This window comes from Corallococcus sp. CA054B, assembly GCF_003611625.1.
Taxonomy (GTDB): domain Bacteria; phylum Myxococcota; class Myxococcia; order Myxococcales; family Myxococcaceae; genus Corallococcus; species Corallococcus coralloides.
On sequence record NZ_RAVY01000011.1, the window covers coordinates 72440 to 83197 of the forward strand.

At 68.9% G+C, this 10758-nt stretch carries 12 protein-coding genes; 9 read left to right on the top strand and 3 right to left on the bottom strand.

All coding sequences use genetic code 11. From position 1 onward, the window contains the following. Window positions 1-22 precede the first annotated feature (22 nt). Together D7V80_RS05010 and D7V80_RS05015 are read left to right on the top strand one after the other, a co-directional pair. The gene (locus D7V80_RS05010; protein ID WP_120587069.1) at window positions 23-1927 is read left to right on the top strand and encodes a PAS domain S-box protein; all 1905 of its coding nucleotides are present in this window, start codon (window positions 23-25) and stop codon (window positions 1925-1927) included. Beyond that, window positions 1917-3839: a GAF domain-containing sensor histidine kinase gene (locus D7V80_RS05015; protein WP_120587070.1), complete on the top strand. Its 1923-nt coding sequence runs from the start codon at window positions 1917-1919 to the stop codon at window positions 3837-3839. Before D7V80_RS05010 ends, D7V80_RS05015 begins: the two co-directional genes overlap by 11 nt. A 20-nt stretch (window positions 3840-3859) precedes the next feature. Here D7V80_RS05015 and D7V80_RS05020 read toward each other — a convergent pair whose 3' ends face one another. After that, window positions 3860-4720, bottom strand: a complete 861-nt coding sequence (locus D7V80_RS05020; RefSeq protein WP_120587071.1) for a general secretion pathway protein GspE — start codon at window positions 4718-4720, stop codon at window positions 3860-3862. Between the two features lie 314 nt (window positions 4721-5034). Here D7V80_RS05020 and D7V80_RS05025 point away from each other — a divergent pair, with 314 nt between their 5' ends. The 4 genes from D7V80_RS05025 to D7V80_RS05040 all read left to right on the top strand — a co-directional run bounded on the left by D7V80_RS05025 (window position 5035) and on the right by D7V80_RS05040 (window position 7781). Further along, entirely contained in the window at window positions 5035-5772 is a 738-nt protein-coding gene (locus tag D7V80_RS05025) for a MotA/TolQ/ExbB proton channel family protein (RefSeq protein WP_014400223.1), read from the top strand. A gap of 161 nt (window positions 5773-5933) precedes the next feature. Beyond that, window positions 5934-6422, top strand: coding sequence for a biopolymer transporter ExbD (locus D7V80_RS05030; RefSeq protein ID WP_014400222.1), 489 nt, complete (start codon window positions 5934-5936; stop codon window positions 6420-6422). 18 nt (window positions 6423-6440) lie between these two features. Next, complete coding sequence (locus D7V80_RS05035; protein ID WP_120587072.1) at window positions 6441-7019, top strand: biopolymer transporter ExbD; 579 nt, start codon at window positions 6441-6443, stop codon at window positions 7017-7019. A 102-nt stretch (window positions 7020-7121) separates the two neighbouring features. Next, window positions 7122-7781 (top strand): HAD family hydrolase, encoded by a 660-nt coding sequence (locus D7V80_RS05040; protein ID WP_120587073.1) that lies wholly within the window; start codon window positions 7122-7124, stop codon window positions 7779-7781. Window positions 7782-7854: 73 nt separating this feature from the next. Here D7V80_RS05040 and D7V80_RS05045 read toward each other — a convergent pair whose 3' ends face one another. Further along, on the bottom strand, window positions 7855-8988 hold the full coding sequence (locus tag D7V80_RS05045) for an acyl-CoA desaturase (protein WP_120587074.1): 1134 nt from the start codon (window positions 8986-8988) through the stop codon (window positions 7855-7857). Window positions 8989-9345: 357 nt separating this feature from the next. Here D7V80_RS05045 and D7V80_RS05050 point away from each other — a divergent pair, with 357 nt between their 5' ends. Next, window positions 9346-9552, top strand: coding sequence for a cold-shock protein (locus D7V80_RS05050; protein ID WP_120547587.1), 207 nt, complete (start codon window positions 9346-9348; stop codon window positions 9550-9552). 92 nt (window positions 9553-9644) lie between these two features. Next, window positions 9645-9836 carry a hypothetical protein gene (locus D7V80_RS05055; protein ID WP_120560974.1) on the top strand — a complete coding sequence of 64 codons (192 nt, stop codon included), beginning with the start codon at window positions 9645-9647 and terminating at the stop codon, window positions 9834-9836. Between the two features lie 121 nt (window positions 9837-9957). Here D7V80_RS05055 and D7V80_RS05060 read toward each other — a convergent pair whose 3' ends face one another. Continuing rightward, complete coding sequence (locus D7V80_RS05060; protein WP_014400216.1) at window positions 9958-10179, bottom strand: hypothetical protein; 222 nt, start codon at window positions 10177-10179, stop codon at window positions 9958-9960. A 212-nt stretch (window positions 10180-10391) separates the two neighbouring features. Here D7V80_RS05060 and D7V80_RS05065 point away from each other — a divergent pair. Beyond that, window positions 10392-10758 (top strand): MASE1 domain-containing protein (locus D7V80_RS05065; protein ID WP_199738382.1); only part of this gene is annotated, 367 nt, incomplete at its 3' end.

Genomic DNA, 10758 nt, shown 5'->3' on the forward strand with positions numbered 1-10758 from the left:
GTCCTGGTCCCCCCCCGGGTCGGTGGCTCGAGAACCCCTGAACGACGCCGCCGAGCGCGCGGGCCTGCGCGTGGTGGACGACCCGGACGACGCGGCCCTGGCGCTGGTGGACCTCACCGCCCCGGGCTGCGGCCCCGCCGTCGTGGAGCTGCTCACGTCCCTCAACGGGCCGCACCTCACGCTGCTCGCGGTGGTGTCCCCGGATTCGCGCGGCTTCGCCGCCGTGGACACGCTGCGCCCCGCGGACATCGTCACCCACCAGGGGCTGTCGCACGAGCTCACCTGGCGCCTCCAGCGCGCCGCGGAGCGCCACCGCGAGCGTGAAGAGCAGGCCCGCAGCCAGACGGACCTGGCGCTGCTCCTCGAGCTCACCGCCGACTACGCGGAGAGCTCCGACGTGGAAGCGCTCCTGCACGGCGTGACGCGGCGTCTGGCGGAGCAACTGGACATCGCGCGCGCCACGCTGGTGATGGTGGGCGGCGGCGTGGACGAAGGCGTCATCGTCGCCGCCAGCGACGACCCGGGCATGAAGGACCTGCGCATTGACCTGGCGCGCTACCCGGAAATCCGCGAGGTGGTGCGCACCGGCAAGCCCGTGGTCATGCAGGAGGCCGCCACGCACCCGCTCCTGGGCGACCTGGAGCGCCGGGCCGTGGCCGCGCGAGGCATCCACGCCATCGCCGCGCTGCCCCTGCCCATCCGTGGCCAGGTGCGCGGCGTGCTGCTCCTGCGCGCGGCCGGGCGCAGGCGGGCCTTCAGCTCGCGCGAAATCGACTTCCTCACCACGGTGGCCCACGCGACGGCGGTGGCGCTCCGGAGCGCGTCGGTGCTCCAGTCCGTGCAGACGGCGCGGCTCGCGGCGGAGGAGAAGGCCGCGTCCTTCAAGCCCTACCAGCTCTTCTTCGCCCATGTGAGCGAGGGCGTGGCCATCCTCGACGACGAGGCCGCCGTGCTGTCGCTCAACCCCGCGGGCGCGCAGATGCTGGACACGACCGCCGGCGAGGCCCGGGGCAAGCACCTGAATCAAATCACCCAGCCGGTGGATGACGGCGTGCTGATGGAGCTGGTGACGTCCGCGTCGCGCGGTGAAGCGCGCATGGGCGTGGACGTGGTGGTGCGCACGCCCGCGGGAAGGTGCCTCACGCTGTCCATGTCCGCGGCGCCGCTGCGCGACGAGGACGCGGCCACCATCCTGTCCTTCCGCGACGTGACTCACGCGCGCAAGCTGGAGGACGAGCTGCGCAACACGAAGGACTTCCTGGAGCGGCTCATCGATTCGTCGGTGGACGCCATCATCGCGGCCGACCTGAAGGGGCGCATCATCCTCTTCAACAAGGGCGCGGAGGCCATGTGCGGCTACACCGCGCAGGAGGCCCAGGAGAAGCTCAACGCGCTCCAGCTCTACCCGCCCGGCGAGGCCCAGCGCATCATGGCCCAGCTGCGCGGGCCCGACATGGGCGGCAAGGGCCGGCTGTCGCTCACGCGCCAGGAGCTGATGCACCGCTCCGGTGAACGCGTGCCCGTGAACATGACGGCCTCCATCGTCTACGAGGGCGGCCGCGAGTCCTTCACCGTGGGCATCTTCACGGACCTCCGGGACCGGGTGCAGCTGGAGCGCAAGCTGTACGACGTGGAGACGCGGCTGGAGGAGAGCGAGAAGAACGCCGTCATCGTCGCGCTCGCCGGCACCGCGGCCCACGAACTCAACCAGCCCCTCACCTCCGTGATGGGCTACGCGGAGCTGCTCAAGCGCAAGCTCAAGGAGGAGGACTTCGCCTACAGGCCGGTGGACATCATCTACCGCGAGGCGGAGCGCATGGCGGAGATCGTCCGGAAGATCGGGAAGATCACCCGCTTCGAGGTGAAGTCGTACGTGGGGGCGAAGCAGATCCTCGACTTGGACAAGGCCAGCTCCCATGAAGAGTGAGGTCCGCGCCGTGCGCCCGTCCGGAAATCTGGCCCCCGACGCCTTCCAGGCCTTCTTCGACGCGCTGGATGAACCCGCCGCCGTCTGCGACGTGTCCCTGCGCATCGCGGCCGTGAACGCGGCCATGCGCCGCTTCTGCGCCACGCACGACATCAGCGTGGACATGGTGGCCGAGGCCCTGGCGAACGCCGTGGCCCCGGAGGACGGGCAGTCCCACGAAATCGACCTCGTGCTCCAGAGCGGCACCTCGCTGGTGCTCACCCTGTCGCGCCGCTCGGACACCGTGGCGGTGCGCGCCCGCGTGGACACGGAGGTCATCAGCGGCCGGCTGGTGGTGGCGGAGCGGGCCCTGCTGGAGCAGGCGCGCACGGAAGGCGTGCTCCTGGACCTGGGCCGCAGCGTGGCGGAGGCCGGCGGCGAGGAGGAACTGGTGGCCGCGGTGGCGCGCGGCGTGAAGGAGCTCTTCCCCGGCCGCGCCTTCTGCATCCGCATCGTGGACGCGCGCACCGGCGGCCTCACGTCGCTCTACGCGGAAGGCCGCCTCAAGGAGGGCGCGCACGAGCCGCTGGTGCTCTTCCAGCGCTCGGTGGAGAAGACCAACCTTACGCAGACGGCGCTGCCGCAGGGGCGGGTGACCATCTCCGAAGAGGTGCCGCTGCTCTTCCACGGCAGCACCCGCGCGGTGAGCGCCCCGCTGGTCGCGAGCGGCCAGCTCTTCGGCGCCATCAACATGGAGTACCCGGAGGGGCTGGACGCGGACCCCGCGCACGACGAGCGCGTGCTGCTCCAGCTGGCCAGCCAGGTCGCCGTGGCGGTGAAGAACGCGAAGCTCATCGACGAGCTGACGTTCGTGCGCAAGTACCTGGAGGAGCTGCTGGAGAAGGCCAACGCCCTCATCCTGGTGGTGAACCGGGACAAGCAGGTGGTGGTCTTCAACCAGGCGCTGAGCGCGCTCACCGGCCTCACCAAGGAGCAGGTGCTGGGGCGGGACCTGTCCTCGCTGGTGGCGGACAGCGAGCAGCTGCGGCTGGTGCCCGTGCTGGCGGCTGCCATGCGCGGCGAGTCCGTGAACAACTTCGAGACGCGCCTGCTCACCCGCGACGGCGGCGAGGTGCGCGTGTCCTTCGCCACCTCCTCCATGCAGACCCAGCCGGGCGAGGTGGAGGGCGTCATCGCCATTGGCCAGGACGTCACGGTGGTGAAGGAGCTGGAGAAGCGCATCATCCACGCGGAGAAGCTGGCCTCCATCGGGCAGCTCGCGGCCAGCGTGGTGCATGAAATCAACAACCCCATGACCGCGGTGGCCACCTACGCGGACGCGCTGTTGCAACGCTCGCGGATGACGCCGGGCGCGAACCCCGCGGACCAGGAGAAGCTGAAGAAGATCCTGGAGAGCAGCCACCGCATCCTGCGCTTCACCCGTGACCTGGTGAGCTACGCGCGGCCCGCGCAGGACCGGCCGGAGCGCGTGTCGCTCAACGCCGTCGTGGACATGGCCGTGGGCTTCTGCGAGCACGTCGTGTCCCAGGCCCGCGTCAGCGTGCAGCGCGAATACGCGAGCGACGTGCCGCCCCTGGCCGCCGTGCGCGCCAACCTGGTGCAGGTGTTCGTCAACCTCATCACCAACGCCTGCCACGCCATGCCGCCCGGCGGACAGGTGTATCTGACCACGCTTCAGGAGGGCACGGAGGCGGTGGTGCGCGTGCGGGACACCGGCACCGGCATCGAGCAGCGCAACCTGTCGCGCATCTTCGAGCCCTTCTTCACCACCAAGCCCGAAGGGCGCGGCACCGGCCTGGGCCTGTCCATCTGCCAGGGCATCGTGGAGAACCACGGCGGACGCCTCACCGTGGAGAGCACGCTGGGGCAGGGCACCACCTTCACGGTGCGGCTGCCCCTGACCGCGGACTGAGCGCGAGCGGCGGGGGCGCTTCAGCCCTCGCCGGACTCGTCGTCCAGCTCGCGCCGGAACTCGTCGTTCGTGAGCAGGCCCTTGCGCGCCATGATGCGCATCAGCGCCCAGAAGCGGCGCTCCAGCTCCTCCAGCCGGTCCGGCTCCTCGCGCGCCGCCTGGCCGAAGAGGTAGTCCAGGTCGTCCAGCACGCCGCCGCCACCGGACGACGGCGCCTTGGGCTTGGCCTTGTCCACCGCGCCGCCGCGCTTGCGCTTCGCCTGCTCCTCGCGCTCGCGGATGAGGTCCGCCAGCGACGTGCGCTGCGTCTTCTCCGACGCGGGCAGCTCCTCGCCGACGATGACCTCCTCGTCGTCCTCCACCACGGCCGGCCGCGCGGGCGCCGGAGCGGCCCTTGCAGGCGGACGCGCCGGAGCGGGGCGGGAGCCCGTGGCCACGGGGACCTTGTGGTAGTAGCGCAGGATGGCGCCGCGCACCGCGGACAGCGCCGTCACCCGGCCGCTGACCTTCAGCCCGCTGGTGAACTCAATCTCCTCGATGGCGGTGATGTTCAGCGGATCAGCCATCGCCACCACCAGCTGGCGCTTGCCGCCCACGTTCTCCAGCGCGTACGGGAACAGGTCGTGCTGTTCGCAGAAGCGCGCGCGCAGCAGGTGCACCGCCGCCCAGTCCGGGGTGATCGCCGCCAGGTCCACCCGCGGCATCCCCAGCGCCTCGCTGAGCGCCTGCGCCAGCGTGGCTTCCGTGATGGCGCCCTGCCCGATGAGCGTCACGCCCAACCGCTGCCGCGTCTGCCGCTGCGCCGCGAGCCCCGCCTCCAGCTGCTCGGGGGTGATCGCGCCGCGTTCCACGAGCAGCTCACCAATGCGCTTCCTGGCCATGGTTTCCCCGCCTAACACGTCACCCGAAGGTGCCCAAATCGCTGGCACGCCTGTTGCGCAAGCCACTGAAAAGGGCCCGTCCTGTGCCCTGTGGAGCGACTTGGCAAGCCGCGCGCCAACGCAAAATTCCTGTGAGATTTCAGTAACTAACGCTGAGGGTGCCTGCCTTGACACGCCTGGGAGCGGTTCCTAGACTCGGCGCCACCGTGATCCAAAATTCCTGCCGCTGACCAGGGTGGAGGTCCACCCGGCCGGTAGCAGTGCGGAGCGGCTCGCAGGCGCGTGCCGCGCCGTCCATCTGGAGGCATTCCGTGATGAACCTGGGGTTCGTAGCCAATCTGTCCGTCCTCGCCAACGCCGGCGGAAGCAATGAGACCTTCCTGCAGGAGCTGGGGCGCCGCTGGGAGTCCGGTCAGGCCGGTATGTACCCCATCGCGGTCTGTCTCGTGATCGCGCTCTCCATCATCATCGAGCGCAGCATCGTCCTGTTCGGCAAGGCCTCCATCAACAAGGAGGGCTTCCTGCGCGGCCTGAAGAAGCACATCTACGCGGGCGACCTGGACAAGGCCATCAACTACGTGGCCGGCCAGAAGAGCACGCCGCTGACCAACGTCGTCAAGGCCGGCCTGATGAACGTGCCGAAGGGCCAGGAAGAGGTCCAGGCGGCGCTCGACGAGGCCAGCCTGCGTGAGACGCCGAAGCTGGAGGCGCGCACGGGCTACCTGGCGATGCTCGGCAACGCGGCGATGCTCGCGGGCCTCCTGGGCACGGTGAACGGTCTCATCACCTGCTTCGAGGCGGTGGCGAACGTGAACCCGGCCGACAAGGCGACCATTCTGGCGAACGGCATCTCTGAAGCCATGAACTGCACGGGCTTCGGTCTGCTCACGGCCATCCCGGCGCTGGTGGCCTTCTCCGTGCTGATGGGCCGCACCCAGGGCATCATCAACGACATCAACGAGACCAGCGTCTCCGTGCTGAACCTCATCGTGGCCAACCGCGACAAGTTCAAGAACCTGAACATCCCGGCCTCCGCCCACGCCGAGGAGTAGTCGCTCCTCGCCGTAGCGCGGTGGAGGTGGAACCGGCGGTACTGGCGCGCTGTCTGGATGCTCCGAGGCATGCAGAGCACCGGGAGGCGCGCCAGCCTTCGCAGTCTTCTTGAAACGTCGTTCGTGCGCGAAGAGCGCGGTAGGGTTGGGAGGTAGTCGCCATGGCCGGCGGAATGGACCTGGGCACCGGTGGAAAGGGTGGCAAGAAGCCGCTCGACACCGCCATCAACATGGTGCCCTTCATCGACCTGATGGCAGTGACCATCAGCTTCCTCATCATGACGGCGGTCTGGACCCAGATTGGCCGTCTCCAGGTGTCGCAGGCCGGCGGGGCCTCCACGGACGAGCAGCAGGAGGAGGAGAAGACCAAGACGGTCCAGCTCACCCTCCTGGTGTCGCCCACGGAGATGCGCCTCACCGCCGACCAGAGCGCCTTCGACCCCATTCCTCTCACCCGGGATGACAAGGGCCGGCCGGACCTGTCCAAGCTGATTGCGCGCTTCAAGGAGCTGAAGGCGCAGCTGCCGGACCAGTCCGCCATCACCCTCCAGACCGAGGACATGGTCCGCTACGAGGACCTGGTCCGCATCATCGACGAGTGCATCGGCTCCGGGCTGCCCCAGGTGTCGGTCTCCGCGGCGATGGGCTAACAGGAGTCAGCGAACGCCATGGGCATCAAGATTCCCGGTAAGCGGTACGGCAAGCGGCTGGAGCACTCCAAGGTCTTCGGCCACGGCGGTCACGGCAAGAAGAACGGCAACGCGGACCTGCTCATCACCCCGCTCGTCGACATGTTCGTCATCATCGTGCTCTTCCTCATCGCGAACTTCTCCGCGACGGGCGAGGTGCTGATGATGACCAAGGACATCGTCCTTCCCGAAGCGGTCAACGTGAAGGAAGTGGAGATGCACCCGGTGGTGATGGTGTCCAACGACCAGGTCAGCGTGTCGGGGACCATCGTGGGCCGGGTGGAGGACCTCACCAAGGACGAGTACCTCAACATCCCCGCGCTGGAAGAGAAGCTGCGGGACATGAAGAAGCAGTTCGAGGACCTGCACTCCATGGCCGGCGGTGGCGAAACCTTCAAGGGTGACGTGAACATCCAGGCCAACAAGGACGTCCAGTTCAAGGTCATCAAGCGGGTGATGTTCAGCTGCGCCACGGCCGGCTACAACAACATCAACTTCGCCGTCATCCAGGCCGGTGGCGCCGCGACCGGTGAGAAGACCGCCGCCGCCACCCACTAGCTTCGCGGCGGCCCCCGGCCGGTTCCGGGGGCCGCGCTTTACAAAAGACGCCCTGACCCTGCATGGGTCGGGGCGTTCGCGTTTCTGCTAGAGAAGCGCCCCATGTTCCTGCGCGCCGTGCTCTTCGACCTGGATGGGACGCTGGTGGACTCGCTGGGGGACATCGCCACGGCGATGAACCACGCGCTGGGGCAGCACGGCCTGCCGCCGCACCCGGAGGCCGCCTACCTGCGCATGGTCGGCGAGGGCGTGGCCAGGCTCGCGGAGCGGGCCACGGGCGGCGCGCCGGCCGCGCTCCAGGGGCAGGTGCTGGCCACCTACCACGCCTACTACGACACCCACCTGTTCGACCGGACGTATGCCTACCCGGGCGTGGAGGCCGCGCTCGCGGAGCTGGCGGCGGACGGCGTGCGGCTGGGCGTGCTCAGCAACAAGTCCGACGACTTCGTGAAGCGGCTGGCGGCGCGGCTCTTGCCGGGGGTGATGTTCTCGGCCGTGTACGGCGAGCGGCCAGGCATCCCGCGCAAGCCGGACCCCACCGCGGCGCTGGCCCTGGCGACGGAGCTGGGCGTGGCGCCGGACGCGTGCGGCTTCGTGGGGGACACCTCCGTGGACATGGACACCGCGAAGGCCGCGGGCATGTACGGCGTGGGCGTCACCTGGGGCTTCCGCACGGCGGAGGAGCTGCGCGCGCACGGGGCTCGCGCGGTGGTCTCCTCGGCCGGTGAGCTGCTGGCCGCGCTGCGGACCGCGGCCCCCTGAAAAGCGGAAAGGGGCCGCCTCCTTCGGATGAGGAGGACGGCCCCTGGTGGCTACCGCGCGGTGGCTTCGTGGCTCAGGCGGCCACGGCGAGCTTCGGCTTGGCCGCTTCCCCGGCGCCATCCACCGCGGGCGGACGGCTCAGCATCTTGAGCATCCGGTAGTGCGACGCCACGGCGCTGCGGAAGGTCTTCGCCTCGATGTAGGGCAGGCCGTGCTCGTGGGCGGTGGCCTTCACGATTTCGCTCAGGGCCGGGTAGTGGATGCTGCACACCTTGGGGAACAGGTGGTGCTCCACCTGGAAGTTGAGGCCGCCCACGTACCAGCTCAGCAGGCGGTTCTTGCGGGCGAAGTTCGCCGTGGTGCGCAGCTGGTGCGCCATCCACGCGTCCTCCACCTTGCCGTCCGTGTCCGGCAGGGGGAACTCCGCGTCCTCCACCACGTGGGCCAGTTGGAAGACGATGCCCAGGATGAAGCCCGCCGTCATGTGCATGGCCAGCTGCCCCACCACGAACTGCCACCAGGTCACGTCCAGCACCAGCCACGGAATCACCAGCGTCCAGCCGTAGTACACGGCCTTCATCGCAATCAGGCGGGCCCACTCGGCCGGCGCGTGCTTCTTGTCCTTGTAGGGGCCCAGGTCCTTCTGGAAGAAGTACTTGTAGTCCTTGGCGAACACCCAGAAGACGGTGGTCAGCGAGTAGGCCGCGAACGCGTACAGGTGCTGGAAGCGGTGGTACGCCTTCCACTCGCTGTGCGGCGACAGCCGCAGCTGCGGGCTCACCGTCAGGTCCTCGTCCATGCCCTGGATGTTGGTGTACGTGTGGTGCAGGACGTTGTGGGTGATGCGCCACATGTAGCTGTTCGCGCCAATCAGGTCGAACGCGAGGCCCACCACCGCGTTCGCCTTGGCGTCGTCGCTGTAGGAGCCGTGCACGCCGTCATGGCCGATGCAGAAGCCGATGCCCGCGATGGCCACGCCCATCAGCACCGCCAGGCCCAGCATGCCCCAGGCGTTGAAGTGGCCGCTGAGCAAGAGGCCGTAGACGCCCGCCGTGAAGCCCAGGATGGACAGGGCCTTCACGTACATGGCCTTGTTGGCCCGCTGCGAGAGGTTCCGGGTCTCGAAGTACTCGGAGACGCGCCGCTTCAGGTCCTCCGCGAAGGAGGCGTCGCGCTGGCCAAAGGTCACACGGATCGGGTTTGTCACTGGGAGGGACGCCTCACGGGAGGGGACGGCAGGGTGGAGCGGGGACGAGCGGGCTCCACGATAGGACACGTCCAGGCGGAAGTGTTCAGGGGGAGAAACTATTCCAGAACACCGCCGGGCCTGAAAACCGTCACCCCTGGCTGCCTGGAGCGTCAGCCAGCGGGAAATGCACCGCCCCGAGAAGGCGTTTCACCCCGTGATCGAGGTTGTTACCTTCGACGGCGTGGGGGAGGCCGGGAGTGGTTCCCGGCTCGACTTCATGCCTGTTCAGGGTTAAGGCGCGGTCTTCGCCCCAAAATATGGGGGCGGGCAGTCCGGCGATTTCGCCGGGATGCCAGTGGGACAAGGAAGCAGATCATGGCAAGTGGTACGGTGAAGTGGTTCAATGATGCGAAGGGCTTTGGTTTCATTACGCAGGACAGCGGTGGTCCGGACGTGTTCTGCCACCACACGGCCATCCAGTCGGACGGCTTCCGCACCCTGGCCGAGGGCCAGAAGGTGGAGTTCGAAGTGAAGAAGGGCCCCAAGGGGCTCCAGGCGGAGAACGTCCGCCCGGTCGGCTGAGCCTACCGGCTCGGTTGCTCTTCACGCATCCACGAGGTCCGGCCTTGACGGGGCCGGGCCTCTTTTTCGGTCAATGTTTCCCAGGAGGTTCCATGCAGGGAAGGTCCACGAAGCGGCAGAAGGAGATGGCCCGCGCGCAGAAGCAGCGCGAGAAGGACGCCAAGAAGGCCGGGCGCAAGACCGAGAAGGACCAGCGTCCGACTCGCGGGCCGGGCGAAGAAGATCCCGACATCGCCGGTATCATCCCGGGCCCGCAGCCGTTGCCCGACGCGTTCAACACCTGAGGCTGATGCAACGACACCGCCCCGGCCCATGAGGGCACCGGGGCGGCGGTGGGCAAGGGGCCGGTGGGCCCCTTTTTCATGTCCGGACCCTTCCGGGCTCCCGGGCTCTGGAGTCGCGTGACTAGCCCATGCCGTATCTCATCCGCTCCTTGTCCTCGGCGCGGTTGTAGGCGGTGGCGGCGGCGATGATGTGGCACACCCAGCCGAGGATGCCGCCCGTGCCCAGCCAGAAGCCGGGCGTGATGATGAGCCAGAAGACCCCGCGCAGGATGTCACCGTTGTAGATCTGCCCCACGCCGGGGATGAAGAACGACAGCAGCGCAGCAAGACCGGGACGCGACATGGATTTCGTTCCTCCTTGCCCCTTCCTACGGTCCCCAAGTCTGTCCATTGCATCCCCTGCCGGACACCGCCTGCCCGCCGGGCGGGCGGATTGGCGGATGGGGTGCAACGCACGGCGGTCCCCGCTAGCATGGCGCATGTCCCTTCGGCCCGGGTGTCACGGCCTGGAAGGGACGGGGGGAAGTCATCATCCAAGGTCGTCCTCAGGCCCGTGTGGCGGCGTTCCCGGTCCGGGGCCTCGTGGAGGTCCTCGCGCTGGCGGTGGTGTACCTGCTGGCCGCGCGGGTGGCGCTGTCGCTGGCCGCGGAGAAGAGCCACATCTGTCCCGTGTGGTTGCCGTCGGGCGTCGCGCTGGGGGGGCTTCTGCTCCTGGGGGTGTCGCGCTGGCCCGCGGTGGCGCTGGGCGCGGGCGCGGTGGCGTACGCCATGGATGTGACCCCGGGCGTGGGGCTGTCCGTCGTGCTGGGCTCCACGCTGGAGGCAGTGCTGCCGGCGCTGCTGTTCCGGCGGATGGAGGGCGCGCGGGAGCTGCACCGCGTGCGCGACGTCGCGTGGCTGGGCGCGGGCGCGGGGCTGGGGG